At 68.7% G+C, this 25,871-nt stretch carries 26 protein-coding genes and 2 pseudogenes; 15 read left to right on the top strand and 13 right to left on the bottom strand.

The features are described 5' to 3' along the window. Positions 1-61: 61 nt before the first annotated feature. The 3 genes from VKG81_RS17360 (at position 62) to VKG81_RS17350 (ending at position 2,676) form a co-directional block, all read left to right on the top strand. The gene (locus VKG81_RS17360; protein ID WP_324397783.1) at positions 62-763 is read left to right on the top strand and encodes a response regulator transcription factor; all 702 of its coding nucleotides are present in this window, start codon (positions 62-64) and stop codon (positions 761-763) included. A gap of 136 nt (positions 764-899) precedes the next feature. Continuing rightward, positions 900-1,148 (top strand): DUF2630 family protein, encoded by a 249-nt coding sequence (locus VKG81_RS17355; RefSeq protein ID WP_324397782.1) that lies wholly within the window; start codon positions 900-902, stop codon positions 1,146-1,148. A gap of 4 nt (positions 1,149-1,152) precedes the next feature. Continuing rightward, positions 1,153-2,676 (top strand): NAD(P)/FAD-dependent oxidoreductase, encoded by a 1,524-nt coding sequence (locus tag VKG81_RS17350; protein WP_324397781.1) that lies wholly within the window; start codon positions 1,153-1,155, stop codon positions 2,674-2,676. A gap of 106 nt (positions 2,677-2,782) precedes the next feature. Here VKG81_RS17350 and VKG81_RS17345 read toward each other — a convergent pair whose 3' ends face one another. From VKG81_RS17345 to pdxH, 6 genes and pseudogenes are all read right to left on the bottom strand, one after another. Next, the gene (locus VKG81_RS17345) at positions 2,783-3,151 is read right to left on the bottom strand and encodes a MarR family winged helix-turn-helix transcriptional regulator (RefSeq protein ID WP_324397802.1); all 369 of its coding nucleotides are present in this window, start codon (positions 3,149-3,151) and stop codon (positions 2,783-2,785) included. A 43-nt stretch (positions 3,152-3,194) separates the two neighbouring features. After that, entirely contained in the window at positions 3,195-4,640 is a 1,446-nt protein-coding gene (locus tag VKG81_RS17340; RefSeq protein WP_324397780.1) for an MFS transporter, read from the bottom strand. Between the two features lie 80 nt (positions 4,641-4,720). Then, positions 4,721-6,025 (bottom strand): citrate synthase, encoded by a 1,305-nt coding sequence (locus tag VKG81_RS17335; RefSeq protein WP_324397779.1) that lies wholly within the window; start codon positions 6,023-6,025, stop codon positions 4,721-4,723. Positions 6,026-6,117: 92 nt separating this feature from the next. Further along, complete coding sequence (locus VKG81_RS17330; protein ID WP_324397778.1) at positions 6,118-6,765, bottom strand: TetR/AcrR family transcriptional regulator; 648 nt, start codon at positions 6,763-6,765, stop codon at positions 6,118-6,120. Between the two features lie 67 nt (positions 6,766-6,832). Then, positions 6,833-8,151 (bottom strand): annotated as a pseudogene (locus VKG81_RS17325) (MFS transporter). Between the two features lie 4 nt (positions 8,152-8,155). Then, positions 8,156-8,785, bottom strand: coding sequence for a pyridoxamine 5'-phosphate oxidase (gene pdxH / locus VKG81_RS17320; protein ID WP_324397801.1), 630 nt, complete (start codon positions 8,783-8,785; stop codon positions 8,156-8,158). A gap of 126 nt (positions 8,786-8,911) precedes the next feature. Between pdxH and VKG81_RS17315 the strand changes: the two genes are divergently transcribed. Genes VKG81_RS17315 through VKG81_RS17305 form a run of 3 tightly spaced genes read left to right on the top strand, consistent with a single transcriptional unit; the run spans position 8,912 to position 11,016 of the window. After that, positions 8,912-10,036, top strand: a complete 1,125-nt coding sequence (locus VKG81_RS17315) for a citrate synthase 2 (protein ID WP_324397777.1) — start codon at positions 8,912-8,914, stop codon at positions 10,034-10,036. A 57-nt stretch (positions 10,037-10,093) separates the two neighbouring features. Then, a complete protein-coding gene (locus tag VKG81_RS17310; RefSeq protein WP_324397776.1) occupies positions 10,094-10,543 on the top strand; it encodes a VOC family protein in 450 nt (149 codons plus the stop codon). 47 nt (positions 10,544-10,590) lie between these two features. Beyond that, positions 10,591-11,016, top strand: a complete 426-nt coding sequence (locus tag VKG81_RS17305; protein ID WP_324397775.1) for a 5' nucleotidase, NT5C type — start codon at positions 10,591-10,593, stop codon at positions 11,014-11,016. Here VKG81_RS17305 and VKG81_RS17300 read toward each other — a convergent pair. Together VKG81_RS17300 and VKG81_RS17295 are read right to left on the bottom strand one after the other, a co-directional pair. Further along, complete coding sequence (locus VKG81_RS17300) at positions 11,013-12,710, bottom strand: FAD-dependent oxidoreductase (RefSeq protein ID WP_324397774.1); 1,698 nt, start codon at positions 12,708-12,710, stop codon at positions 11,013-11,015. The two genes, VKG81_RS17305 and VKG81_RS17300, sit on opposite strands and share 4 nt — an antisense overlap. A gap of 17 nt (positions 12,711-12,727) precedes the next feature. After that, positions 12,728-13,753 carry a diiron oxygenase gene (locus VKG81_RS17295; RefSeq protein ID WP_324397773.1) on the bottom strand — a complete coding sequence of 342 codons (1,026 nt, stop codon included), beginning with the start codon at positions 13,751-13,753 and terminating at the stop codon, positions 12,728-12,730. Between the two features lie 116 nt (positions 13,754-13,869). Here VKG81_RS17295 and serC point away from each other — a divergent pair, with 116 nt between their 5' ends. Both serC and sepH read left to right on the top strand, forming a co-directional pair. Continuing rightward, entirely contained in the window at positions 13,870-14,988 is a 1,119-nt protein-coding gene (serC, locus tag VKG81_RS17290) for a phosphoserine transaminase (protein WP_324397772.1), read from the top strand. A 90-nt stretch (positions 14,989-15,078) separates the two neighbouring features. Continuing rightward, positions 15,079-15,843 (top strand): septation protein SepH, encoded by a 765-nt coding sequence (gene sepH, locus VKG81_RS17285; protein ID WP_324397771.1) that lies wholly within the window; start codon positions 15,079-15,081, stop codon positions 15,841-15,843. Between the two features lie 4 nt (positions 15,844-15,847). On the opposite strand, the gene VKG81_RS17280 is transcribed toward sepH, so the two are convergent. From VKG81_RS17280 to VKG81_RS17270, 3 genes are read right to left on the bottom strand one after another with little or no spacing between them, the layout of a single operon-like run. After that, complete coding sequence (locus tag VKG81_RS17280) at positions 15,848-16,123, bottom strand: DUF2537 domain-containing protein (protein ID WP_324397770.1); 276 nt, start codon at positions 16,121-16,123, stop codon at positions 15,848-15,850. Further along, positions 16,120-16,935 (bottom strand): RNA methyltransferase, encoded by an 816-nt coding sequence (locus tag VKG81_RS17275; protein WP_324397800.1) that lies wholly within the window; start codon positions 16,933-16,935, stop codon positions 16,120-16,122. Before VKG81_RS17275 ends, VKG81_RS17280 begins: the two co-directional genes overlap by 4 nt. After that, positions 16,935-17,366, bottom strand: coding sequence for a MarR family transcriptional regulator (locus VKG81_RS17270; protein WP_324397769.1), 432 nt, complete (start codon positions 17,364-17,366; stop codon positions 16,935-16,937). The genes VKG81_RS17275 and VKG81_RS17270 overlap by 1 nt, the downstream gene beginning before the upstream one ends. Before the next feature lie 90 nt (positions 17,367-17,456). Between VKG81_RS17270 and VKG81_RS17265 the strand changes: the two genes are divergently transcribed. After that, positions 17,457-17,747 (top strand): DUF2530 domain-containing protein, encoded by a 291-nt coding sequence (locus VKG81_RS17265; protein ID WP_324397768.1) that lies wholly within the window; start codon positions 17,457-17,459, stop codon positions 17,745-17,747. Positions 17,748-17,775: 28 nt separating this feature from the next. Continuing rightward, positions 17,776-18,231: an SRPBCC family protein gene (locus tag VKG81_RS17260; RefSeq protein WP_324397799.1), complete on the top strand. Its 456-nt coding sequence runs from the start codon at positions 17,776-17,778 to the stop codon at positions 18,229-18,231. Here the strand turns inward: VKG81_RS17260 and VKG81_RS17255 are convergent. Next, positions 18,228-18,968: a DUF3027 domain-containing protein gene (locus tag VKG81_RS17255; protein WP_324397767.1), complete on the bottom strand. Its 741-nt coding sequence runs from the start codon at positions 18,966-18,968 to the stop codon at positions 18,228-18,230. The genes VKG81_RS17260 and VKG81_RS17255 overlap by 4 nt on opposite strands. A 180-nt stretch (positions 18,969-19,148) precedes the next feature. Between VKG81_RS17255 and VKG81_RS17250 the strand changes: the two genes are divergently transcribed. Then, positions 19,149-20,738, top strand: coding sequence for an MFS transporter (locus tag VKG81_RS17250; RefSeq protein ID WP_324397798.1), 1,590 nt, complete (start codon positions 19,149-19,151; stop codon positions 20,736-20,738). Further along, on the top strand, positions 20,735-21,223 hold the full coding sequence (locus VKG81_RS17245) for a DUF2771 domain-containing protein (protein WP_324397766.1): 489 nt from the start codon (positions 20,735-20,737) through the stop codon (positions 21,221-21,223). Before VKG81_RS17250 ends, VKG81_RS17245 begins: the two co-directional genes overlap by 4 nt. On the opposite strand, the gene VKG81_RS17240 is transcribed toward VKG81_RS17245, so the two are convergent. Further along, the gene (locus tag VKG81_RS17240; RefSeq protein WP_324397765.1) at positions 21,220-22,233 is read right to left on the bottom strand and encodes a glutathione S-transferase family protein; all 1,014 of its coding nucleotides are present in this window, start codon (positions 22,231-22,233) and stop codon (positions 21,220-21,222) included. The two genes, VKG81_RS17245 and VKG81_RS17240, sit on opposite strands and share 4 nt — an antisense overlap. 159 nt (positions 22,234-22,392) lie before the next feature. Here VKG81_RS17240 and VKG81_RS17235 point away from each other — a divergent pair, with 159 nt between their 5' ends. The 3 genes and pseudogenes from VKG81_RS17235 to VKG81_RS17225 all read left to right on the top strand — a co-directional run. Then, a complete protein-coding gene (locus VKG81_RS17235; protein ID WP_324397764.1) occupies positions 22,393-23,868 on the top strand; it encodes an alkaline phosphatase family protein in 1,476 nt (491 codons plus the stop codon). 597 nt (positions 23,869-24,465) lie between these two features. Further along, positions 24,466-24,606, top strand: a complete 141-nt coding sequence (locus tag VKG81_RS17230; protein WP_324397763.1) for a hypothetical protein — start codon at positions 24,466-24,468, stop codon at positions 24,604-24,606. A 371-nt stretch (positions 24,607-24,977) separates the two neighbouring features. Further along, positions 24,978-25,571, top strand: a pseudogene (locus VKG81_RS17225) (adenylate/guanylate cyclase domain-containing protein); the annotation flags it as partial. Between the last annotated feature and the right edge of the window lie 300 nt (positions 25,572-25,871).

Here is a 25,871-nt window from a genome sequence, read left to right as displayed (position 1 = left end):
ACAGGGGTTCAGGTCAAACAGCTTCCCGCGTTCGGGCCCCGCGATCAGGCAAAATGTGCGCATGGACAGTAGTGCGGCCGCACCCCGGGTGCTCGTGGTCGATGATGACGACGACGTGCTCGCGTCGCTGGAGCGCGGGCTGCGGCTGTCCGGTTTCGACGTGGCGACCGCCAAGGACGGCGCCGAGGCGCTGCGCAGCGCGACGGAGACGCGGCCAGACGCGATCGTGCTCGACATCAACATGCCGGTGCTCGACGGCGTCAGCGTGGTGACCGCGTTGCGTGCGATGGACAACGACGTGCCGGTGTGCGTGCTGTCGGCCCGCAGCTCGGTCGACGACCGGGTCGCCGGGCTGGAGGCCGGCGCCGACGACTACCTGGTGAAGCCGTTCGTGCTGGCCGAGCTGGTGGCGCGGGTGCGCGCGCTGCTGCGCCGGCGCGGGTCGACGGCGACGTTCTCGTCGGAAACCATCCAGGTCGGCCCGCTGGAGGTCGACATCCCGGGCCGCCGGGCCCGGGTCAACGGCGTCGACGTCGACCTGACCAAGCGCGAGTTCGATCTGCTCGCGGTGCTCGCCGAACACAAGACCGCGGTGCTCTCGCGGGCCCAACTGCTGGAACTGGTGTGGGGCTACGACTTCGCCGCCGACACCAACGTCGTCGACGTCTTCATCGGTTATCTGCGCCGCAAGCTGGAGGCAGGCGGCGCCCCCCGACTGCTGCACACCGTGCGCGGCGTCGGTTTCGTCCTGCGCACGCAATGAATGTGTGGTCGCGGGCGGCACGGCGTCATTGGAGGCCAGCCCGCTCGGCGGCGCGCGGCTGCTGCTGCCGGGACGCCGTGGTGGGAGAACGGGACGCCGTTCCAGCGGTTCGCCGTCGCTCGGGCAGACTGGAGGGGTGGCAGAGGACGAACACACCCTCGAGCGGATCAAACAGCTCGTTTCCGAGGAGAAGCAGCTACGCGGGAAGCTCCTGCACGGCGAGGTCGACCCGTCGGAGGAGCATCGGCGCCTCCACGCGATCGAGACCGAGCTGGATCAGTGCTGGGACCTGCTGCGGCAGCGCCGCGCGTTGCGGGAGACCGGTGGCGATCCGAGCCAAGCCCACGTACGGCCTCGCGACGAGGTCGAGGGCTACCTGAACTGACGGCGTGGGCTACGACGCCATCGTGGTCGGCGGTGGTCACAACGGGCTGGTGGCCGCCGCGTACCTGGGTCGCGCCGGCAAGCGGGTGCTGGTGCTGGAGCGGCTCGGGGAGGCCGGCGGGGCGGCGGTGTCGGCGCAGCCGTTCGACGGCGTCGACGCACGGCTGTCGCGCTACTCGTATCTGGTCAGCCTGTTGCCGGTGCGCATCGTCGACGAGCTCGGGGCACCGGTCCGCCTGGCGCGGCGCCGCTACGCGTCGTACACACCCGATCCCTCCCGTCACGGCCGGCGCGGGCTGCTGATCGGCCCGCACACCAATTTCGCCGCGATCGGCGCCGATGCCGACGAGCCCGGGTTCGCCGACTTCTACCGCAGGTGCCGGCGGGTCACCGCGTCGTTGTGGCCGACGCTGACCGAGCCGCTGCCCACGCGCAGCGCGGCCCGCAGCCGGGTGGGTGACGACGCAGCGTGGCGGCTCATGATCGACGAGCCGATCGGGCACGCGATCACCGCTGCGGTGTCGCATGATCTCGTCCGGGGCGTGATGGCCACCGACGCGCTGATCGGCACGTTCGCCCGCGCCGACGACGAGTCGCTGCGGCAGAACGCGTGCTTCCTCTACCACGTGCTCGGTGGCGGCACCGGCGACTGGGATGTGCCGGTCGGCGGGATGGGAGCGGTGACGACCGCGCTGTCCGGGGTGGCCGTGCAGTACGGCGCCGAAATCATCACGGATGCCGATGTTTTCGGGATCGACCCGGACGGCGAGGTGCGCTACCGGGTGTTCGGCGACGAGCGCCGGGCGCACGGCAGGTTCCTGCTTGCCGGTGTCGCCCCGGCGGAGTTGGCGAAGCTGGTGGGCGATCGGGTACCCGCGTCGGCGCCGGGGTCGCAGGTGAAGGTGAACCTGATGCTGCGCCGGCTGCCGCGGCTGCAGGACAGCGGCGTGACCGCAGAGCAGGCGTTCGGCGGCACCTTCCACGTCAACGAGGGCTTCGGCCAGCTCGAGGCGGCGTATCGTCAGGCGGCCCGCGGCGAGGTGCCCGATCCGCTGCCGTGCGAAATCTATTGCCACTCGCTGACCGACCCGAGCATCCTGTCCGGGCCCCTGCGGGCGTCGGGCGCGCAGACGCTGACGGTTTTCGGGTTGCACACTCCGCACGGCCTGCTGGACGAGCACGGCTTGCGGGAGCGGCTGCTCGACGCGGTGATGGCGTCGCTTGATTCCGTGCTCGCCGAGCCTGTTGCGGACGTGCTGATGGCCGATGCCGCGGGCCGCGACTGCGTGGAGGTGCAGACGACCTTCGATCTGGAGCGCACGCTCGGCATGACCGCGGGCAACATCTTCCACGGCGGGCTGCGATGGCCGTTCGCCGAGGACGACGATGCGCTCGACACCCCGGCCCGCCGGTGGGGGGTGGCCACCCCTCACGATCGGATCATGCTGTGCGGCTCGGGCTCTCGCCGCGGAGGCGGGGTGTCGGGCATCGGCGGGCACAACGCGGCGATGGCGGTGCTGGAAAGTTAGCGCACGGTTCGCGAGCGTGACACCTGCGAGCGTGAAACTGCCGCGAGATTCCGGGGGGATTTTCGCAGTGTGTTCACGGTCGCGGGTGTGGTGAGGTCGACGTTCGTCAGTTGCCGGTGGCAAGCCGGTCGATCAGGCCCCGCAGGGCTCTGAGCTCAGGCTCGCCAAGCGCCGCCAGCGGGGCGGGCGCCGGGTCGTCGACGGCCTCCACCGACGCCACCACCTCACGCCCGGCGTCGGTCAGCGACACCAGCTTGCATCGCCGGTTCTCCGGATTGACGCGGCGCAGCACCAGGCCCCGCTGCTCGAGGTCGGTGACCGCGACGGTGGCCGCGGGCGCGTCCATCGCCGCCGCCTCGGCGATCTGCTTCACCGTCATGGCCCGCACCGCCAGCCGCCGCAGAATGCGAATCCTGCTGAACGGCAACCCGGTCCGCTCCACGACGGCACGCCGCCAGGTGTCCTTGTTGTCCATGACGAGCCTCGACAGCTGGCGCCACACCTGGTCGGCCAGCACGTTACGCGGCACGGGGGCTGCCCGCCAGATGCCCGGGCCCGGCGATCAGCGGAGCCACCCGCTCGGCGGACCGGATCGCCGGGCTCGACGTCGACACGATGGCCAGTGCGGTGATGACGACGCCGAGCGCCGCGGCGACAAACCACAGCGGCCGCGAGGCGGCCGCGAAGTCGGTGCCGGTCTCGGTCAGCGCAGCGCCGGCCAGAGACCCGCACAGCGCCACGCCGATGCTCACGCCCACCTGGCGGCTGGTGGAGGCGACGGCCGACGCCGCCCCGGCACGGTCGGTCGGCATCCCGCTGACGGCCGCGGTGGTGATCGGCGCGTTGACCATCGCGAAACCGATCCCGAACACCGCGAACATGCCGATCAGCGCCGAAACATGCGTCGCCGCGTTCAGCCGCGTCAACAGCAGCGTCGCCGTGGTGATCATGACCCCGGCGACCAACAGCGACGGCCGGGCGCCGAAGCGACCCACCAGCCGCCCGGACAGCGGCGAAAACAGCAGCGACGATCCGGCGATCGGCAGATACAGCAAGCCCGTGTGCACCGCCGAATAATGCCGCTCCCCCTGCAGATACAGCGACATCATGAACAGGAACGCGCCGTAAACGGCGAATGCGCACACCGCGATCATCGTGGCCGACGCGAATGGGATGCTGCGGAAGAACCGCAGATCGATGAACGGGTCGCGGCGGCGTAACTCGTAGCGGAGGAAAGCCGCGAACGCGGCCACCGCGATCGCCGATATCAGCAGGGTCGGTGCCGACGTCGCGCCCATCTCCCGGCCCTGGATCAGCACGAACACGACGGAGAACAGGAACGTCACCGCGAGGCCCTGGCCAACGGGGTCGATGTCACGCATCGTCGTCGAGCGCGACTCCGGGACGAAGATCGCGGTCAGCAGGATCGCCGCGGCGCAGATCGGCAGGTTGATCCAAAACACCGACCGCCAGCCGACGAACTCGATCAGCGCCCCGCCGACAATCGGTCCCAGCGCCATCGAGATGCCAACGACCGCGCCCCAGATCCCGACCGCGCGTGCGCGTTCCACCCGGCCGGTGAACACCTGGGTGATGATCGACATGGCGACCGGGTTGAGCATCGACCCGCCGATGGCCTGAACGAACCGCGCCGCAATCAGGGTGTGAATGTTGGGCGCCAGGCTGCACAGCAACGAGCCGGCCGCGAAGATCGTCAGGCCGATCTGGAACACGCGGCGACGGCCGAAGCGGTCCGCGGTGGCACCGGACAGCAGCAGCAGCGACGCGAGCACCAGCGTGTAGATGTCGATCACCCACTGCAGCTGCGACGCCGACGCGCCGAGCTCGGTGCGGATCGACGGGATCGCGACGTTGACGATGGTCGCGTCCATCGACACGATCAGCAGGCTCAGGCAGCAGGAGGTCAGGATGATCACCTTGCGGCGCCGGCTGAGCATGGCCATACAACGATTGTGAAACTACAACCTTCAGCGCGTCGAGCGACGCCCGGGGTGAGATGCGTCGCACCCAGCGAAGCCGCTGGTCAGCGCCCGTCGACCGGGGTGTAGTCGCGTTCGCCGTAGCCGGTGTAGATCTGGCGTGGCCGGCCGATCTTGGTGGGGCCCTCGTCGTGCATCTCCCGCCAGTGGGCGATCCAGCCGGGCAGGCGGCCCAACGCGAACAGCACCGTGAACATCCGCGTGGGGAAGCCCATCGCGCGGTAGATCACACCGGTATAGAAGTCGACGTTCGGGTAGAGCTTGCGCTCGATGAAGAAGTCGTCGGTGAGGGCCACCTCTTCGAGCGCCTTGCCGATGTCCAGCAGGTCGTCGTCACCGCCGAGCTTGCCGAGGATCTTGTCGGCCTGTTCTTTGACGATGCGCGCCCGCGGGTCGTAGTTCTTGTAGACGCGGTGGCCGAAGCCCATCAGCTTCACGCCCTCCTCGCGGTCCTTGACCTTGCGGACGAACTCGCGGACGTCGCCGCCCTCGTTGCGGATCCGCTCGAGCATCTCGAGCACCGCCTGGTTGGCGCCGCCGTGCAGTGGACCCCACAGCGCGTTGATGCCGCCGGAAATGGAGGTGAACAGGTTGGCCTGCGACGAGCCGACCAGGCGCACCGTCGAGGTCGAGCAGTTCTGTTCGTGGTCGGCGTGCAGGATGAACAGCATGTCCAGGGCCCGGACGATCTCCGGGTCGACCTGGTAGGGCTCGGCGGGGAACCCGAACGTCATGCGAAGGAAGTTCTCCACCAACGTCAGCGAGTTGTCGGGGTAGAGGAACGGCTGGCCGACGGACTTCTTGTAGGCGTAGGCGGCGATGGTGGGCAGCTTGGCCAGCAGCCGGATGGTGGACAGCTCGACCTGCTCGGTGTCCATCGGGTCGAGCGAGTCCTGGTAGTAGGCCGACAACGCGTTGACCGCGCTGGACAGCACCGGCATCGGATGGGCGTTGCGCGGGAAGCCGTCGAAGAACCGCTTCAGGTCCTCGTGCAGCAGGGTGTGGCGCTGAATCTGGGTGGTGAACCTGTCCAACTGCTCCCCGGTGGGCAGCTCGCCGTAGATCAGCAGGTAGCTGACCTCGATGAAGGTCGACTTCTCGGCCAGCTGCTCGATCGGGTATCCGCGGTACCGAAGGATCCCGGCGTCGCCGTCGATGTAGGTGATCGCGCTCTTCGTCGGGGAGGTGTTGACGAAGCCCGGGTCGAACGTCGTGTAGCCGGACTTGGCCAGCAGAGAATCCAGGTCGATCCCGTCGGCGCCCTCGGTGGCGGGCACGATGTCGAGTTGCAGCTCGCCCCCGGGAAATTGAAGGTTGGCGACCTCGTCGGAAGTGGGGTTATCGGCCACGGGGATCCCTTCTTCGCTGCAGAGCGTGGTGACTGCCAACAAAACGGTAGTCGCAATTTCACCGGCGCGCCCACGTGGGGCGGAAAGGGCTGCTACGCGGGCACCCGCAGGGCCGTCATCAGGTCGGTGAACTGGGCAAACGTGTCCTCGAGGCGGGCTACGAGCATGTCTACGGTCACGTGCGGCCAGTCGGTGGTGGGGCCGAGGTCGGCGAGCGCGGTCAGCATGACGGCCGACCACACCGCGATCGCCAGATGCAGCTTGCGGTCGTCGAGGCCGACGCCCATCCGGTCGGCGAGCGCCACGGTGACGGCGTGGCGGCGGAATTCGCCGGCCGCCAAGCGCAATGCCGGTGACGACGTCACGATCCGCGCGGTCGTCAACAGCCGTTCGGCGGTGAATCCGCCCGGCGGCGCGGACGCGCTGGCCCGGACCATGTCGATGTGTGCGGCCCGAAGCGCCTCGAGCTCGCTCAGCCCGGCGGGCTGGCGGCTCAGTTCGGCCGCGATCGCGTCGACCAGGTCGTCGATGAGCGCCAACACCACGGCGTCCTTCGTGGCGAAGTACCGACTGAACGTCCGCGGTGACACGTCGGCCACGGCGGCGATCTGGTCGACGGTGGTGCGCTCAAACCCCTGCCGGTCGCACAGCTCGATCGCGGCATCGATCAGCATGGACCGTGTTCGCTGCTTCTTGCGTTCCCGCAGCCCGGGAACAGCCGCCCCGACTCCCTCCACCACACATCAAATCCTAACGCGCCAAGGTGGCATGCAGGTGCAACTGCCGACATCCGAAAAACGCGGGAGGCTAACTTTTGTCGAGTTGCGGCCCTTTGACATGCACGTCAACGGGGTGCCCGGCCGCCCGGTAGCTGACGAACGCCGGCACCGCCAACGCGGCGATCAGCACCCCGATCACCACCAGCACGCCGCCCCCGGCCGCGGCAACCGTGGTGCCGACCGCCGCCGCGGCCGCGCCGTGAACGGCGTCGGCGAGCCTGGGTCCGCCGGCCACCACGACGGTGAACACGCCTTGCAGCGGGCCGCGCAGTTCATCGGAGGCCGCCTGCTGCAGGATCGTCGACCGGAAGGCAGCCGACGCCATGTCGGCGGCGCCGCCGACGGCCAGGAACGCCAGTGCCGCCGACAGCATCGGGCCGGTCCGGCCGTGCGCGAAACCTGTGGCCGCCCCGAAGCCCACCATCGCCACACCCCAGACCACGATCGCGGCCACCACAACCAGGCCCTGGCGACGGATCCGCGGCAGCCAGCCCGAGAACACGCCGCCCGCCACGGCGCCGACCGCCATGGCCGCGGCCAGCAGCGCCATCGTGGTGCCGCCCTGCAGTGGCCCGCCGAAGCTCTGGTGAGTGATCTGCGGGAACAGCGCCCTGGGCATCCCGAAGATCATCGCGATCAGGTCGACGACGAACGAGATCAGCACGACCGTGTTGCCGGCCAGACAGCGGAAGCCCTCCAACACCGCCGCGAAACCCCACCGCGACGACCCGGGGCTGACGCCGGTCGCCGGCATCGGTGACAGCCCCACCGTCGCCCCGATCGGCGCGAGGCAGCACGCCGCGTCGATCAGATGTCGATCAGATACAGCGTCGACAGGTCGACCCACCGCAACAGCACCCCCGCCAGCAGCGGCCCGACGATCGCGCCGAACTGGAACACGGTCATGTTCAGCGAGTTGGCCGCGGGCAGTTGATCGCCGGGCAGCATTCGCGGGATGGCCGCCGAGCGGGTCGGCTGGTTGACCGCGTAGAACGCCTGCTGCACCGACAACAGCCCCAGCACCACCCAGACGTCGTTGAGCGCCAGCGCAGCCTGCGCCCACAACAGCACCGACGCCAGCGCCAGCCCGCACGAGGCGATGATCAGCAGGACCCGGCGGTCCATCGCGTCGGCCCACGCGCCGCCCCACAGCCCGAAGACGATCAGCGGCACCACCGCGAACAGCCCCGCGAGGCCCACGTAGGCCGAGTTCTGCGTCAACGCATAGATCTGAACCGGGACCGCGAAGATCGTCAGGTTCGCCCCGACGACGGTCACGATCCCGGACAGCCACAGCCGACGGAAGTCGGGCGTGCGCAGCGGTTCGACGTCGGCGAGCAGGCTCACGCGATCAGGGCTGTAGACGTTCGACGTGCCGGCCGGTCACGCGAATCCTGTTGTGTACCCGGTTCTCCCGGCCCTGCCAGAATTCGACCACCTCGGGGGCGACCAGGTAGCCGCCCCAGTTGGGGGGCACCGGCACCTCGTCGCGGCCGGCGAACCGCGCGGTGACTTCCGCGAGCTGATCCAGCAGCGCCGCGCGGGACCGGATCGGCCGGGACTGCGCGGACGCCCACGCGCCGAGCTGGGAGCCGCGCGGCCTCTTGGACCAGTAGTCCGCGGTGGCTTGCGGGCTGACCTTGCGCACCGGACCGCGGACGTGTACCTGCCGGCCGAGCGCATACCACGGGAAGGTGACCGAGGCGTATGGCGTCGCGGCCAGCTCTTCGCCCTTGGCGGAGTCGTAGTTGGTGAAGAACGTCACTCCGGTTTCGTCCACGCTCTTACACAACACCGTGCGGCTCACCGGCCTTCCCGCCGCGTCGACGGTGGCCAGCACCATCGCGTTCGGTTCGGCTACGCCGGCACGCTCGGCTTCGTCAATCCACTTGCGCAGCAAGGCAACCCAGCCATCGGCGAGCCAGTCGACGTCGAGGTCGGGACTGCCGTCCTTCTCCACCGAGCCGTACTCCACCCGCATCCCGGCCAGGTGCTCGCCGCCAGCAGCCGCTTGTCTCCCGCCCTCCGGAACCACCGGCACCACGCTACGCCGCGGCCGTTACCGACCGGTAGACAGTTGCGCGTGCCCGGGTGCGAGAATCTGCGTATGACTGCGGTGCCGGAGAATTTCGTCAGCGGACTCGAAGGCGTGGTGGCCTTCACAACCGAGATCGCCGAACCCGACAAGGACGGCGGCGCGCTGCGCTATCGCGGCGTCGACATCGAAGACCTCGTCGACAGGCGCGTCACATTCGGAGACGCGTGGGCCCTGCTCGTGGACGGCAGATTCGGCCACGGGTTGCCGCCCGCCGAGCCGTTTCCGCTGCCGATCCACACCGGCGATGTGCGGGTCGACGTGCAGGCCGGGTTGGCGATGCTGGCACCGATCTGGGGCTACCCGCCGATCCTGGACATCGACGACGCGACCGCACGCGACCAGTTGGCGCGCGCGTCGGTGATGGCGCTGTCCTATGTCGCGCAGTCGGCCCGCGGCATCTACCAGCCCGCCGTGCCGCAGCGCCACATCGACCAATGCACCACGATCACAGAGCGTTTCATGACCCGCTGGCAGGGCGAGCCGGATCCCAGGCAGGTGGAGGCGATCGACGCGTACTGGGTGACCGCCGCCGAACACGGGATGAACGCGTCGACGTTCACCGCGCGGGTGATCACCTCGACGGGCGCCGACGTCGCCGCGGCGCTGTCGGGCGCGATCGGCGCGATGAGCGGGCCGCTGCACGGCGGCGCTCCGGCCCGGGTGATCCCGATGATCGAGGAGGTCGAGCGCACCGGCGACGCGCGCACGGTGGTAAAGGGAATCCTCGACCGCAAGGAGAAGCTGATGGGCTTCGGGCACCGTGTGTACCGCGCCGAAGACCCGCGGGCGCGGGTGTTGCGCGCGACGGCCAAACGACTCGAAGCGCCACGCTACGAGGTGGCGGCGGCGCTGGAGCAGGCGGCGCTGGCCGAGCTGCGCGAGCGCCGCCCCGACCGCGCGATCGAGACCAACGTGGAGTTCTGGGCCGCGGTGATCCTCGACTTCGCGGAGGTGCCGGCCAAGATGATGCCGGCGATGTTCACGTGCGGGCGGACCGCCGGGTGGTGTGCCCACATCCTCGAGCAGAAGCAGCTCGGCAAGCTGGTGCGCCCGTCGGCGATCTATGTCGGGCCGGACCCGCGGTCGCCGGAGTCGGTGGAGGGCTGGAGCGAGATCGCCCACGCCGCGGTGTAGGTGTAGTCGGTGCGCGGTGGTTGCATGGGGGCGCGACACTACCGACAGGAGATCATCATGGCCATCGAAGTTCAGCCGTCGCTGTCCCCGCACCTGATCGTCGACGGCGCAGCCGCGGCCATCGACTTCTACGTCAACGCGTTCAATGCGGTTGAGCTCGGCCGGGTTCCGGGCCCCGACGGCAGACTGATCCACGCCGCGGTGGCTATCAACGGCTCCACGGTGCTGCTCAACGACGACTTCCCGGAGATGCAGGGCGGCAAGTCCCTGACGCCGATCGCGCTGGGCGGCACCCCGGTGACCATCCACTTGACTGTGGTCGACGTCGACGCGCGGTTCCAGCAGGCGATCGACGCCGGAGCCGGCGTCATCACGGCGCTCGAAGACCAGTTCTGGGGTGATCGGTACGGAGTGCTGCGCGACCCGTTCGGGCATCACTGGTCGATGGGGCAGCCGGTGCGCGAGGTCAGCATGGATGACATCCAGAAAGCGGTGAGCCAGCACTGAGGAAGCGCGAACGCAAGAAGATCCTCTACATCGACCTGGACAACACGATGGTCGACTTCGGCCATCGCATCGAGGGTTTGGACCCGCTGGTGGTGGCCAAGTACCAGGGGCGCATGGACGAGGCGCCGGGGATCTTCGCGCTGATGCGGTCGATGCCCGGCGCGATCGAGGCGTTCAACGAGCTCTCGGAGCTGTTCGACACCTATCTCCTGTCGACGGCGCCGTGGCGAAACCCCTCGGCCTGGCAGCACAAGATCGAGTGGGTGCACGAGCATCTCGGCAGCGAGGAGGACTCGCCGGCCTACAAGCGGCTGATCCTGACGCATCACAAGGACCTCAACCGCGGCGAGTTTCTGGTGGACGACCGGCCCAACAACGGCGCGGACAAGTTCGACGGCGAGTGGATTCACTTCGGGTCACCGGAATTCCCGGACTGGCCGGCGGTGCTCGAGTACCTGCGGGCGAAGGCTTAGCCGCGCAGTAGTGCCGCGAGGCGGTGCCGTGGGCGCGGCCGGGGCCCGGCGGCGACGGCGAGCATTTCGGCCACGGTGGTGAACTTGTCACGTGGCTTGCCGTCGGCCTCGCCGCGCTCGATTTCGGCGCGATCGATGACGCGCCAGCCGGCCCGGTCGACCACGTCGGGTTGCCTGTCCCGCACCAGCCTGTCGAGGCCTGCGGGCGTGCCGTCGGGATCGGCGAGCAGCCCGCGGTTGTAGTCGTCGACAAGCGCGTTGACGGTCTCCTGCGCGCAGGACTTGTTGGTCCCGATGAATCCCGTCGGGCCCCGCTTGATCCAGCCCGCCACGTAGCTGCCCGGCACCGGCGCCCCGGTCTTCTGATCCACGACGCGGCCGGCGTGGTTCGGCACCACCGCGGCGGCCTCGTCGAACGGCAGGCCGGTCACGGGCCGGCCGCGATAGCCGATCGAGCTGAGCAGCAGCCCGGCGTCGAGCTCGCGCGTCTCGTCGGTGCCCGTCACGACGAACTCGATGCCCTCGGCGCGAGCGCTGCCCAGCACACGACGCGGCGTGAGCCGATACGCGAGCCGGATCCGAGGCGCGTCGTCGGGGTCTTGCTGTGGGTCGTCGGCGACCTCCAGCGAGGACAGCAGCTCCAACTTGTGCCGGGTCAACGCGTCGGTGCAGGCGGCCAGCTCGGCGCGGACCAAGTCGTGATCCGCTGCGCCGAGCACCACCCGCGACGACGACGCCAGGCCGATCATCTCGGGAAGGGTGAACGCCGACTGCGCGGGCCCGCGGCGCGCGGCGACGACGACCTCGCGCACCTTGCTGTCCCGCAAGGCGCTCAGCGCGGTCCGTGACACGTCGGTGCCGGCCAGCATCCGCGGATCGGTGGTCAAGATCCGCGCGACGTCCAGCGCGACGTTGCCGTTGCCGACGATCACGACACGTTCACGGTCCAGCGCCACCGGCAGCCCGGCGAACTCGGGATGGGCGTTGTACCACGCGACGACCTCGGTCGCGGTGGCGGTGCCGGGCAGGCCGAAGCCGGGAATGTCGAGGCGGCGGTCTGCCGAAGCGCCGACCGCGTACAGGACGGCGTGGTGGTGGCGCAACAGCTCCTCATGCGAGATATGCTGTCCTACTTCGACATTCAGGTAAAAGTGGAAGTCGCGGTCCCGCGACATCCGGTCGAAGAGCCGGGTCACCCGTTTGGTGGTCTGGTGGTCGGGCGCCACGCCGGCACGCACCAGCCCGTACGGCGCCGGCAGCCGCTCGAACACGTCGACCACCACACCGCGCTGGGTCAGCAGTTCGTCGGCGGCATACATCGCCGCCGGACCGGACCCCACGACAGCCACCCGCAGGGGGCCGCCGCGGCGCGGCCGGATCAGCGGTGCCTCGACCACCCGCGCCAGTTTCGACGTCGGCGGCAGCTTCTCAGTCGGCGGCCGCTCAGGATAGAACGACGAGTTGATCTCGATGAACGGCAGCTGGGCGGTGGTCAGTTTGCTCTCGGGCGCGATCGCGCCGACCGGGCACGCCGAAACGCAGGCACCGCAGTCCACGCAGGTAACCGGATCGATGTGCAGCATCTCGGCCGTGCGGAAGCCGGGCTCGTCCGGCGTGGGATGAATGCAGTTCACCGGACACGCGTAGACGCAGGACCCGTCGCTACAACACGACTGGGTGATGAAGTGCGGCATGTGTTCTCAGTGTCGGCCTAGGCCGCCGGCACGGTGGATACGACGTGCTCGCGCTGCGGCTCGCTGCGGTAGCGCGACGGGCGGCCGTCGATCTTGCAGATCCGCCACACCAGCCGGGCCACCGGGCTCATCAATCCGACGTCGTAGCAGAGCATCCGGACGTCGCCGAACATGTCGCGCAGCATCTGCCGGGACTCGGGCGAACGGAAGAACAGCTCCTTGCGGACCGACCGCGGGATGTCGAACTCCCGCCAGAAGCTCTTCGGCGGCACGACGATGGCCTGGCACAGCACCCGCATGATCCACGGCACGTGGAGCGACAGCCAGAACCGGCGCCGCGGGCGCATTCGCGGCACCCGCTTGCGCAGGTACTCGTGAGCAAACGAAATGTGACGTGCTTCCTCGGCCACGTGGATGGCCATCACCCGCTCCATGACCGGGTGCAGCGACTTGGCCTCCCGCAGCACGTTCTTCTGGGTGTGGTCGATCGGTTCCTCCCCGGCGAGCACACCGAAGAAGAACACGACGGGCAGCGGGCCGGCCAGCAGGGGGATCAGCGGGGAGACCCAGCGCAGCAGCCTCGGCATGCCGGGGACATCCACCCCCATGCGGTTCACCATCTCCTGAAACATCATGGTGTGGTTGCATTCTTCGACAGATTCATGCAGGCAGTAGCGATATTCGGGCGAGCCGTTGGGCAACCAGAACGTGTACTGCATCAGGCCGCGAATCAGGATGCTCTCGAAGTGCAAGCCGACCTTGGCGACGTTGGCCTGCCGCCACATGCCGATCTTGATCTGCTTCTCCAGCGGCTGCGCCCGGTACCAGGGATGGCGGCCCAGCGGGTCGCTCGCGGGGAGCACCCAGCGCGGGTCGTTCTCCGTGACAGCGAACTGCGGGGCATCCCAGTCGATGTCGGTGTAGGGGTTGAAGTTGCGGCGCACCGAGCCCTCGGACAGCGTGTTCAGCATGTCCACGTACCGGGTGTCCTCGCGAACCTCCATGTTGCGCTTCCAGCGTTTGACCAGTCGCGTGCGGGCCATTCGAAACCTCCCGTGGGGTTTACATCAGGTCGCTCTATGTACAACGGTACCGCAGGTATCGGGTATTGTCCACCGCCGGAATCCGGACGTCAGACTCAATCACTAATCTTGAGGGCATGGCCGACACGCTGAACATCCCTGACGACATCAAACCCAAGGACGGTCGATTCGGCTCGGGGCCGTCGAAGGTGCGGCCCGAACAGCTGCAGGCGCTGGCGACGACCGCCGCGCCGCTGTTCGGCACGTCGCACCGCCAGGCCCCGGTCAAGGACCTCGTCGGACGGGTGCGGTCCGGCCTGGCCGAATTGTTCTCGCTGCCAGACGGCTACGAAGTCGTGCTCGGCAACGGGGGCGCCACCGCGTTCTGGGACGCGGCGGCGTTCGGCCTGATCGACAGGCGCTCGCTGCACCTGGCCTTCGGCGAGTTCAGCTCGAAGTTCGCCTCCGCCGTCGAGAAGAACCCGTTCATCGGCGAGCCGATCATCGACAAGGCGGAGGCGGGCAGCGCCCCGGAGCCGCGGTCGGATCCATCGGTGGACGTGATCGCCTGGGCCCACAACGAAACGTCAACCGGCGTCGCGGTGCCCGTGCGCCGCCCCGCGGGCAGCGAGCACGCGCTGATCGTCATCGACGCCACCTCCGCGGCCGGCGGCCTGCCCGTCGATGTTTCCGACGCCGACGCGTATTACTTTGCGCCACAGAAGAATTTCGCCAGCGACGGCGGCCTGTGGCTGGCGCTGCTCAGCCCGGCCGCGCTGGCCCGCGTCGAGGCGATCGACGCCTCGGGCCGCTGGGTGCCCGACTTCCTGTCGCTGCCCATCGCGGTGGACAACAGCCGGAAGAACCAGACCTACAACACCCCGGCCATCGGCACCCTGGTGCTGATGGCCGAGCAGATCGATTGGTTGCTGGGCAACGGTGGCCTCGAGTGGGCCGTCAAGCGGACGGCCGACTCGTCGCAGCGCCTGTACTCATGGGCCCGGGCGTCGTCGTACGCGACGCCGTTCGTCACCGATCCGGAGCTGCGTTCCCAGGTGGTCGGCACCATCGACTTCTCCGACGACGTCGACGCGAGCGCCGTCGCGAAGGTGCTGCGCGCCAACGGCATCGTCGACACCGAGCCGTACCGCAAACTCGGCCGCAACCAACTGCGGGTGGCGATGTTCCCAGCCGTCGAGCCCGACGACGTCAGCGCGCTCACCGAATGCGTCGATTGGGTTGTGGAACGGCTGTGAGGCCGGCGGCGTGTCAGCGCCGTTTTCGCTGGTCGCTGCGCTAGAGTGCCCACCTGACGGGCTCGGCGCCGCGGCCCGGAGGAGGTCGGCATGCGGGAACTGAAAGTTGTTGGACTCGACGTCGACGGCAAACGCATCATCTGCGAAACCAAGAACCCGGCGGAGACATTCGTGCTGCGCGCCGACGAGCACCTGCGGGCGGCGGTGTGTGGCGATCAGGCTCGTGCGGGTCAAACCCAAATCGACATCGAGGTCACAAGCGTGCTCACTCCCAAGGAGATTCAGGCCCGGATCCGTGCGGGGGCGTCGGTCGAACAGGTCGCCCAAAGCGCAGGCGTCGACCCGTCCCGGGTGGAGCGATTTGCTCACCCGGTGTTGCTGGAGCGGTCCCGCGCGGCCGAGCTGGCTACCGCCGCGCACCCGGTGCTCGCCGACGGGCCGTCGCTGATGACGCTGCTCGAAACGGTGACGACGGCGCTGGTGGCCCGCGGCCTCGAGCACGACGCCACGACCTGGAACGCGTGGAAGAACGAAGACAGCCGGTGGACGGTGCAGCTGACGTGGCAGGCCGGCCGCTCGGACAACCGCGCGCACTTCCGCTTCACGCCCGGCGCCCACGGCGGCACCGTGACCGCGCTCGACGACGCGGCCAGCGAGCTCATCAACCCGGAGTTCGACCGCCCGCTGCGCCCGGTCGCGCCGGTGGCCCAACTGGATTTCGATGCGGCGGCGCCGCCGCCGACCGGGGACAACGACGAGCCGCCCGCACAGCCGCCGCGCACGCGCCGCGGCAAGCCGGCGGTGCCGGCATGGGAGGACGTGCTGCTCGACGTGCGCTCCGGGGGCCAGCGCTAAGTCCTCACGCGCGGTACAGCGCGACCGCCAGCAAACCCAACCACGCTCCCGCGACGCCGACGCCGCCGCCCAGCACGAACCAGCGCAGCACCGGCACGGTTCGCCACCCCCACAGCGTGGGCGCCAGGCCGCCGACCGCGACCGCGTTGAGGCCGACCGCCAGCAGCGGATGCACCCGCGCCACCCCGAGGCTCAGCACCACGATCGCCGCGGCCGTCACCGCGGCGGTGAACGCCGCCACCGTCAGCCCGGTCCCCCACGGCGTGGAGTCGTTGGTCACCGCGCGAGCCTAGCCTTCTCGTAGAACGCCAGCGCGGCAGCCGTGGCCACGTTCAACGAATCGGTGCCCCGTGACATCGGGATGCACACGCGCAGGTCGGCGGCCCGCATGGCGCGCTCCGTCAGCCCCGGCCCCTCGGCACCCACGAGGATCGCCACCGGATCGCCCGCCACCGCGGCGACCGCGTCGGGCAGCGCCAGGGCGTGCGGGTCGGGCGTCAGCGCGAGCAGGCGAAAACCCCTGCGCCGCAGCGTGTCGAGATCCGACGGCCACGCCTGCGCATGCGCGTAGGGCACCAGCAGCGCATGACCCATCGAGACCCGCACCGCGCGGCGGTACAGCGGATCGGCGCATCCGGGACCGAACACGACCGCGTCCACGCCCAGGCCGGCGGCGTTGCGGAAGATCGATCCCAGGTTCTCGTGGTCGTTGACCCCTTCCAGCACCGCGACCGTGCGGGCGTTTGCGAGGACCTCGGCGAGCGCGAGTTGCGATGGCCTGCGGGCCGCGGCGAGCACGCCGCGGTTGAGGTGAAACCCGACCACCCGCGCCATCACGTCGGCGTCGACCCGGTAGCAGGGAATCTGGAAGCCCGCCAGGTCCGCGCCGAGTTCGGTCAGCCGCCGGTCGGTGCCGAGCAACGCGAACGGGGTGAACCGCGAGCCCAGCATCCGCTGCACGACGAGGATCCCCTCGCCGATCACCAGCCCCTTGCCCGTCGGCAGGTCCGGTCTGCGGTCGATGCTGTTCAGGTCGCGGAAGTCGTCCAGCCGCGGGTCAGCGGGATCTGCGACATCGACGACGGGGACGATCACACGCCTTCGTCGATGAGGGCCTTCAACAAATCGGCAGCCTGCAGCAGCGTGTCACGCTGGCCGGGTTCCAGCTCGGCCAGCCGGCAGCGCAGCCATTCCTGGCTGGCGCGACGCTCCGACTCGACCAGGTGAACGCCGGCGTCGGACACCGAAACCAGCACCTGACGGCCGTCGACCGGATGCGGCGTGCGGGCGACGAAACCGAGTTCGGCCAGCGAGGCGATCACCCGGGTCATCGATGGCGGCCGCACCCGCTCCCGAACCGCCAGGGCACCGGGTGTCATCGCGCCCTCCTTCGACAGCGTCGACAATGCGGAAAGCTGGGTTAGTGAAACCGGCGAGTCGGGCTGGCGAAAACGTAATTGGCGGGCCAACCGAATCACCGCGAGCGCGAGGTCGCTGGCCAGCCGGGCGTCCGCGTCCTTCACGTGGCAAAGGTTACGATATCGGCCTCCAGTTAGACACGGTAATAAGGGAAATTTGCCCGGCATTTTCCCGGATCGGCTAGGTTGGTCCCGATGACCGAGCAACCGAGCGGCCCGCCGGCCGGGGAACGCGACGGCGCGAGGGCCGTCGTCACACCCCCGCCGCTGCCCGCGATCCTGCTCGACCCGGTACCCGTGATCATCGTGTGCACGCTGGCCTGGGTCGTTGCGGCCGTCGTGGCGTTCACGGCCGGAAGCCTTCAAAGCTGGCGCCCGGTCACGGTCGCCGGGCTGGGCCTGGCCGTGTTCGGAACCCTACTGTTTCTGTGGCAACGTCGTGCTGCCCGAAGCGGATCGCGGGGAGCCCAAACCGGGCTTGCGTAATTCGAGAATTCCGAGCGAGGAGAAGCCAATGCCGGCACCGCTATTGCAGGCCGAGATCGACATCAATGCCCCCGCCGAGAAGGTCTGGCAGTTGATTACCGATTTGGGCCGAATGCCGGAATGGAGCCCGCAATGCCGAATGATGAAGGCGTTGGGGCCCGTTCGCCAGGGCACGCGCACCGTCAATCTCAACCGCCGCCACCGGCTGTTCTGGCCGACCACCAGCACGATCACCGAGATGATCCCGGAGAAGAAGCTGGCCTTCCGCGTGAACGCCAACAACACCATCTGGAGCTATGAGCTGGAGCCCACGGCCGACGGCACCCGCGTCATCGAACGCCGGCACGCCGAAAACGGCGTCAAGGCGTCGTCCAACTTTCTGGTCAGCACGCTGTTCGGCGGAGTGCCGAGCTTCGAACGCGAGCTCGTCGACGGAATGAACGCGTCGCTGGCCCGGATCAAGGCCGCCGCGGAAAACGGCTAGGAACAGTCGGTTTCGACGAGGTCGAGCAGCCCGTCGTCGTACGGGTCGTAGCGGGCCGAGGCACCGCCCTGTGGTGTCGACGTGTCGGAGTGCGCACCGCAGCCGTACCCGGCGTCGACGACGTGGCCGTCGGCCGACAGCTCGTTGGCGCAGACACCGAACATCGCGCCGAGCGAGCCGGCCAGCGGCAGAAAGAACGCGCAGTCGCGACAGACCCGCCTGGTGGAACGGGCCATCGCCGACTGGGGTCCGTACTCACCGTCGTGCCAGCGTTGCGCCGCGTCGGCGCGACCCCATTCGCTGAGCACCTGCCTGCGGCCGAAGCCCACCTCGACCGCGGTGTCGTCGATCTGCGGATCGCCGGTTGCCGTGTAGCCGGGAACCACCCGCGGGTCATCGCGCGGCGGGGCGAGCAGGTCGCCCGGGCCCAGGTCGCCGGGCCGGATCCGCTCCTCCCACGGCACCCACCGCGGCGCCAGCAGCGCGGTCGGACCCGGGACCAGCACGACCTCGCTGATCGTCGCGTGGTCGGCACCGGGATGCGCCGCCACCACCACCGCCCACTGCCAGCCCTGGTAGCCGGGCAGTTTGGCCAGGAAGCGGTGCGTCGCGGCGGTCGCGTCGTCGTAGCCCACCCCGAGGTAGTCGCCGACGGCGTCCTCGCCGCTGAACTCGGCGACCGCGGCGCGGGCCTGCTCCACCGCACCGGCGAGCAGCGCATTGTCGATGGCGTCCATCGCCACCCATAGTGCCCGACGCGCGGGCCGGCGGCCACACCGGGCGGCTAACCACGCCAGGTGTGCGGATGGGGGACAATCGAACCCGTGAGCGGGGCGCGGCGTGACTCTCGGGGCAGCGAGGATCGCCGCTACTACCCGCCGCGTCCCGTCCCCGGCGGGGCAGACGAGCACCCCGGGATGGCGAACTATCCCAGCGACGGGGTCAACCACCGCAAACCGCGACGGCCGTCGATGCCCAGCGCGAACCGATACCTGCCGCCCCTGGACGATCCCGGCTCCGACTACCGCTCGCCGCCGCCGCGGGCGGGCGCGGCGAGCGGTCAGCGCGTCACCGTCACGCGCGCCGCGGCGATGCGCAGCCGTGAAATGGGCTCGAAGATGTACGGCCTGTTCCACCGCGCGGCGACGGCCGACGGCGCGGACAAGTCGGGCCTGACGGCGCTCACGTACCCGGTCATGGCCAACTTCGCGGTCGACGCCGCGATGGCCGTCGCGCTGGCCAACACCTTGTTCTTCGCCGCGGCCTCGGCCGAGAGCAAGAGCAAGGTCGCGCTGTATCTGTTGATCACGATCGCGCCGTTCGCGGTGATCGCCCCGCTGATCGGCCCCGCGCTGGACCGGGTGCAGCACGGTCGCCGGGTGGCGTTGGCGACGTCGTTCGCGTTGCGCACCGTGTTCGCGATCGTGCTGATCGCCAACTACGACGGCGCCACCGGCAGCTATGCGGGCTGGGTTCTATATCCGTGCGCCCTGATGATGATGGTGCTGTCCAAGTCGTTCTCCGTGCTGCGCAGCGCGGTGACGCCGCGCGTGATGCCCCCGACGATCGACCTGGTGCGGGTGAACTCACGGCTGACGGTCTTCGGGCTGATCGGCGGCACCATCATCGGCGGCGGCATCGCGGCGGGCATCGAGTACGTGTTCACCAAGGTTTTCCACCTGCCGGGTGCGTTGTTCGTGGTGGTGCTCGCGACGATTGCGGGCGCGTGGTTGTCGATGCAGATCCCGCGCTGGGTGGAGGTCACCGAGGGGGAGGTCCCGGCGACCCTGAGCTACCACGGCCGCAGCGGGCCGCTGCGCCGGCGGCCACCGCACGGACGCAAGCAGAGCAGGCCGCGACAGCCATTGGGCCGCAACATCATTGCGGCGCTGTGGGGCAACGTCACGATCAAGATGATGGTCGGGTTCCTGTTCCTGTATCCGGCGTTCGTCGCCAAGGCCCACCAGGCCAGCGGCTGGGTGCAGCTGGGCATGCTGGGCCTCATCGGCGCCGCGGCCACCGTCGGCAACCTCGGCGGCAACGCCCTCGCCGCCCGGCTGAAGCTGGGCCGGCCGTCGCTGCTGGTGGTGCGCTGTTCCACCGCGGTCACGGTTTTCGCGTTGGCCGCGGCGTTCTCCGGGAAGCTGCTCGTCGCCGCCGTCGCGACGCTGGTGACGTCGGGCTCGAGCGCGATCGCGAAGGCGTCGCTGGACGCGTCGCTGCAGGACGACCTGCCGGAGGAGTCGCGGGCGTCGGCGTTCGGCCGGTCCGAGTCGCTGCTGCAGCTGGCGTGGGTGGCGGGCGGCGCCGTCGGCGTGCTGGTCTACACCGAACTGTGGGTCGGGTTCACCGCGATCTCGGCGTTTCTGATTCTCGGGCTGGCGCAGACCGTGGTCAGCTTCCGTGGCGAGTCATTGATTCCCGGCTTCGGCGGTAACCGTCCGATCGTGGCCGAGCCGGAGGGCAGGCGACCCGGCGGCGCGACCGCGGTGGTGACCAGGGAGTGAGGCGCGTCGTCGGCGTGCTGGCGGCGGTGACCGTGGTGGTCGCCGTCGTCGTCGGCGTCGGCGTATGGCTGCTGGTGCGCGGCAAGCCGCCGCAGTATCCGGAGATCAGCGCGTACTCACAGGGGCATCTCACACGGGTCGGCCCGTACCGTTATTGCAACGTACTGGACCTGTCCGACTGCCGGAACCCGCATACGCAAGGTGAGTTGCCAATCAGCGCGCGCTATCCGGTGCAGTTGTCCGTGCCGACTGCGATCGGCCAGGCGCCGTGGCGGCTGCTGCGGGTCTACGAGGATCCCCGCGACACGACCGCGACCCTGTACCGTCCCGACACCCGCCTGGCCGTCACGATTCCGACCACCGACCCCCAGCGTGGACGGCTGCTGGGTGTGGTGGTCCAGCTGCTCACCCTCGTTGTCGACCAGAACGGGGAGGTGGGCGACATGCCGCACGCCGAGTGGTCGGTGCGAACGGTCTGGCCCTAGGCCGCCCGCGCCCCGTGAGCGGGTGGCACCCGCTCGCCTTCGACGGGCGGACCCGGCGGCGTTCCGTCGCCGAACGGCGTGGCGCCCAAAGCTTCCCGTCGGTGCGGTGTCAGCCAGTTGGACAGGTCGGGACCTTTGGGGACGATCCGGGTCGGGTTGATGTCGGCATGCACGATGTAGTAGTGCTGCTTGCACTGCACGAAGTCGACGGTGTCGCCGAAGCCGGGCGTCTGGAACAGGTCGCGCGCGTAAGCCCACAGGACGGGCATCTCGGACAGCTTCTGCCGATTGCACTTGAAGTGCCCGTGATACACGGCGTCGAACCGCGCGAGCGTGGTGAACAGCCGCACGTCGGCCTCGGTGATCGTGTCGCCGACGAGGAATCGCTGATTCTCCAGCCGTTCGCCGACCCGGTCCAGCGCAGAGAACAGCCGGTCGTATGCGGCGTCGTAGGCCTTCTGCGAGCCGGCGAAGCCGCACCGGTAGACACCGTTGTTGATCTCGGTGTAGACCCGGCGGGCGACCTCGTCGATCTCGCCCCGCAGCGGCTCCGGATACAGCTGCGGCGCGCCCCGGCGGTGATATTGCGTCCATTCGGTGGAAAAGTCGAGCGTCATCTGCGCGAAGTCGTTGGTGACGACCCGGCCGGTGGGCACGTCGACGATCGCCGGCACCGTGATGCCCTTCGGGTAGTCCGGGAAGCGGGCGAAGTAAGCGTCCCTCAGGCGCGGAATCCCCAGCACCGGGTCGACGCCTCCCGGGTCGAGGTCGAACGTCCAGCTGCGCTCGTCGTGGGTGGGTCCGCAAAAGCCAATGGACAGAACATCTTCCAGGCCGAGCAGGCGCCGGACGATGATCGTGCGGTTGGCCCACGGGCAGGCACGGGCGACGATCAGACGGTAGCGCCCCGGTTCGACGGGATACCCGTCACGCCCGTCGGCGGTGATGCGGGTGGTGATGTAGTCGGTGTCGCGTTCGAATCCACCGCCACCGGAAACATAGGAACCCATGCCCTAATTGTCGAACACGGCGCGCCTCCATAGAATCCGGGTGTTATGCCGCGATTGTGCACCGCGCTCGTGTCAGTGGCAGTGCTGGCGATTACGGGGGTTTCCTGTTCGTCGGCGTCCGCGCCGGCTGCGCGGACCGCGAGCCCGATTGAGCATCTCGTGGTCATCTTTCAGGAAAACGTCTCGTTCGATCACTACTTCGGCACGTATCCCAACGCCGCGAACGTCGACGGCCAGCGGTTCACCGCGCTGCCGGGAACCCCGGCCGTCGACGGGCTGACCCAAGGGCTGTTGACGCACAACCCGAACAAGGCGCAGCCGGTACGCCTGGGCGGACCGGGGCAGCAGCTGACCTGCGACCAGGACCACGAATACCGCGCGGAGCAGCTGGCTTTCAACGGCGGCGCGATGGACAAATTCGTCGAATACACCGAAGCGTCGCACTGCGCGCCGCCGTTCTTCAGCGCACCCGGCATGGTCATGAGCTACTACGACGGCAACAGTGTCACCGCGTTGTGGAACTATGCCCAGCACTTCGCGATGAACGACAACTCCTACAACGCCACGTTCGGACCATCCGCACCCGCAGCGATCAACCTTGTTTCAGGCCAAACCCACGGTGTGACAAACGAATTCATGCCGGGCGGCAAACCGTTTCCCGCGAATGAGGTCATCGAGAACGCCGGCAAGGGGCAGGGCACCCTGATCGCCGACGCCCAGCCGTTCGGCGACGACTGCTCCGATCGCGACCAGGTGCAGTTGAGCGGCGACAACAAAAACGTCGGCGACCTGCTCAACGCACACAACATCACCTGGGGGTTCTTCCAGGGTGGGTTCAAACCGACCGCGCGCAAGCCCGACGGCACCGCGGTCTGCGGGGCAACCCACAACGTCGGCGAGGCGGTGGGCGGCAGCGGCACGTCAGGCCCGCTGCCATTCGGCGTGAAGGGCGACTACATCCCTCACCACGAACCGTTCCAGTACTACCCGTCGACGGCCAACCCGCACCACCTGCCGCCGAGTTCGGTCGCGGAGATCGGCCGCACCGACCAGGCCAACCACCAATACGACCTGTCAGACTTCTGGGCCGCCGCCGACACCGGTCACCTGCCCGCCGTCAGCTACCTCAAGGCGCCCGGTTATCAGGACGGCCATGCCCAATACTCCGACCCGATCGACGAGCAACGCTTCCTCGTCGACACCATGAACCACCTGCAGCGGCTGCCCGATTGGAAGACGACCGCCGTGGTGATCAACTACGACGACTCCGACGGTTGGTACGACCACAAAGCGTCACCCATCGTGTCGGCGTCGTTCAGCGCGCAGGACGCACTGAACGGACCCGGCGTCTGCGGCAACCCCGCTACTGCACCGGTCCCCTACCAGGGCCGCTGCGGCCCCGGGCCCCGGCTGCCGCTGCTCATCGTTTCCCCTTACGCGCGGCCCAACTTCGTCGATCACACGACCACCGACCAGACCTCGATCCTGCGGTTCATCGAAGACAACTGGAAAACCGGACGGATCGGGGACGACTCGCTGGACGACCGCGCGGGACCGCTCGACGCGATGTTCGACTTCAACGCGCCGAACCAGCCGGCGCTGGCCCTCGACCCCGACACCGGCAACCCGGGCTGAATCGCCGGGGAACACCGCCGGCGCCGGTTGCCAGTCGGGGCGGGAACCTAGGATTCCGGGATGCTCAAAGGTTGGCAGGCCGGCTCCGCGACCGTCGTGGTGGCACTGCTGACGTCGGCGCTCATCACTCTCGATCTCACTGACGGCGTATTTCGGCGTTGGTGGTCGTCGCGGGCTTCCACCACCGATGCCGTCGGGGGCATTCTCGTCGTCCTGATCACGGTGTTGATCGTCAATCAGGTGTTGGCCATCCGCCAACAGCGTGACCGATCCCGCGCGACCGCCGCGCAGGCCGCCATCGTTGCGAGCCAGGCCTTTCGTGCCAAGCTCTTCCAGCCGGTGACGGCAGCTGACCTACAGGCTTCTCGACACTCCTGGCCGACGCTGTGCTCAGCGTCCTGGCCGGGGTCGAATGGACCCCACAGGCCTCTACGTGGCCCTGCACACCGGTGACCCTGGTGCGATCCGAGTGCGGTGACGGCCCGCTCAGAGCTTTTCCTGGGATCCTTGAGGGCGGCCGATGTTTGCAAGTCGGCGTAGGCGGCGGAGTATCGCTGCGCAAGGGCGAGGCCCTACGCACCTGCGGCGCTGACCGCGGTGACGAACCCTCGCCCCAGTACCGGCATCATCCCCGGGGCGACCGGCTGGACCACCATCACCGTCTCCCCGGGACGCTATGAACTGCTCTGCAACATCGCCGGCCACTACATCGCTGGCGTGTATACGAACTCGACGTGACCTGCCCACCGAAGTAGCAGCCGCATAGCCACCGGTGCACGGGCGACACTCGACAGCGGGCGCGTGAGTGCCGCGCCCGTTGGGTCCGTCCTTACTTAGCCAGTTTAAGTTGGAGGTCTGAGCCGCTGGGCTTACGCGAGCAGTCACAATGCGGTTATGGCCGGATTCAGCTCTGTTGGCTCCTCGGCGGGGGCTTATCTGGATATAAGGACCCAGCGCCGCAGGAACAACGATCGTTGTGCCCCAGACCGGTGACGGGTGACCGGTGCCGCATGCCACTGACTCTGAGCCGATAAACGCCCTCGCCAGGTGTCAAGCGCCCTATCCTGGGAGAACCCTGGAACTCTGGGTCCGGGAGCGGTGGAGGTCGGATGACGGCCGTAACAGCGTGCCGTACGTGCGGCACCGAACCTCTAGAGAATGCTCGGTTCTGCCACGGCTGTGGCTCGCCTATTGCCGAGCCCGACATGCATGCGGAGTACAAGCAGGTCGCCGTGCTGTTCGCCGATGTGGTGCATTCGATGGACATCGCGGCAACGGTTGGTGCGGAGCGGCTGCGCGAGATCATGGCCGAGCTGATCGAGCGTTCTGCGGCGGTGGTGAAGCGTTACGGCGGCACGGTGGACAAGTTCACGGGCGACGGGATCATGGCGGTCTTCGGAGCACCGGTGGCGTTGGAGGACCACGCCGTTCGTGCCTGCCTGGCTGCCTTGGGCGTTCAGGAGGAGGCGAAGCGGCTTGCCGTCGAAGTCCGAGAGCGCGACGGTGTGGACCTCCAGTTGCGGGTGGGACTGAACTCCGGTGAGGTGATAGCCGGTGAAATCGGTTCAGGAGCGTTCGGTTACACCGCCGTCGGTGAGCAAGTCGGCATGGCTCAGCAGATGGAGTCGGTTGCGCCGCCCGGCGGGGTGGTGCTCAGCACATCCACCGCCCGACTGGTTGAAGGCGCTGCCACTCTCGACGACGCCGGCAGGTTCTACGCCGGCGGGCCGGTGGGACTGGCCGCCGAGCTGCGCGCCCGCGAGAAGGTGATGGCCACCACGCTGGACGCCCGACAGGGCCTGCGCATCCGGTACACCGAACCCGCGTCGTCGCCGCCGGCCGGGGTCACGAACCTCGACCAGTACCGGGACCTCTGACTGAAAGATCCGATCTGATGATTCAGAAGATTTGCTTTGATTGCTTCCATAAGTTGTTCCCTGACAAGCCAATTCGGAAGGTTACGTTGGGTCGGCAATGCGTTGTGTGCAAAGCGCAAACGGATC

Source organism: Mycobacterium sp. (assembly GCF_035314905.1).
Classification (GTDB): Bacteria; Actinomycetota; Actinomycetes; order Mycobacteriales; family Mycobacteriaceae; genus Mycobacterium.
The sequence above is the reverse complement of the archived record's forward strand: the minus strand, read 5'-3'. Positions and strand labels throughout refer to the sequence as shown.

Bases quoted from the DNA above. Each gene is read 5' to 3' on its own strand.
- VKG81_RS17360 (WP_324397783.1), top strand. From the start codon at position 62: ATGGACAGTAGTGCGGCCGCACCCCGGGTGCTCGTGGTCGATGATGAC.
- VKG81_RS17345 (WP_324397802.1), bottom strand. From the start codon at position 3,151: ATGGACAACAAGGACACCTGGCGGCGTGCCGTCGTGGAGCGGACCGGG.
- VKG81_RS17340 (WP_324397780.1), bottom strand. From the start codon at position 4,640: ATGGCCATGCTCAGCCGGCGCCGCAAGGTGATCATCCTGACCTCCTGC.
- pdxH (WP_324397801.1), bottom strand. From the start codon at position 8,785: ATGCGGGTGGAGTACGGCTCGGTGGAGAAGGACGGCAGTCCCGACCTC.
- VKG81_RS17315 (WP_324397777.1), top strand. From the start codon at position 8,912: ATGACTGCGGTGCCGGAGAATTTCGTCAGCGGACTCGAAGGCGTGGTG.
- VKG81_RS17310 (WP_324397776.1), top strand. From the start codon at position 10,094: ATGGCCATCGAAGTTCAGCCGTCGCTGTCCCCGCACCTGATCGTCGAC.
- VKG81_RS17305 (WP_324397775.1), top strand. From the start codon at position 10,591: ATGGTCGACTTCGGCCATCGCATCGAGGGTTTGGACCCGCTGGTGGTG.
- VKG81_RS17300 (WP_324397774.1), bottom strand. From the start codon at position 12,710: ATGCCGCACTTCATCACCCAGTCGTGTTGTAGCGACGGGTCCTGCGTC.
- VKG81_RS17295 (WP_324397773.1), bottom strand. From the start codon at position 13,753: ATGGCCCGCACGCGACTGGTCAAACGCTGGAAGCGCAACATGGAGGTT.
- serC (WP_324397772.1), top strand. From the start codon at position 13,870: ATGGCCGACACGCTGAACATCCCTGACGACATCAAACCCAAGGACGGT.
- sepH (WP_324397771.1), top strand. From the start codon at position 15,079: ATGCGGGAACTGAAAGTTGTTGGACTCGACGTCGACGGCAAACGCATC.
- VKG81_RS17265 (WP_324397768.1), top strand. From the start codon at position 17,457: ATGACCGAGCAACCGAGCGGCCCGCCGGCCGGGGAACGCGACGGCGCG.
- VKG81_RS17260 (WP_324397799.1), top strand. From the start codon at position 17,776: ATGCCGGCACCGCTATTGCAGGCCGAGATCGACATCAATGCCCCCGCC.
- VKG81_RS17255 (WP_324397767.1), bottom strand. From the start codon at position 18,968: ATGGACGCCATCGACAATGCGCTGCTCGCCGGTGCGGTGGAGCAGGCC.
- VKG81_RS17250 (WP_324397798.1), top strand. From the start codon at position 19,149: ATGGCGAACTATCCCAGCGACGGGGTCAACCACCGCAAACCGCGACGG.
- VKG81_RS17240 (WP_324397765.1), bottom strand. From the start codon at position 22,233: ATGGGTTCCTATGTTTCCGGTGGCGGTGGATTCGAACGCGACACCGAC.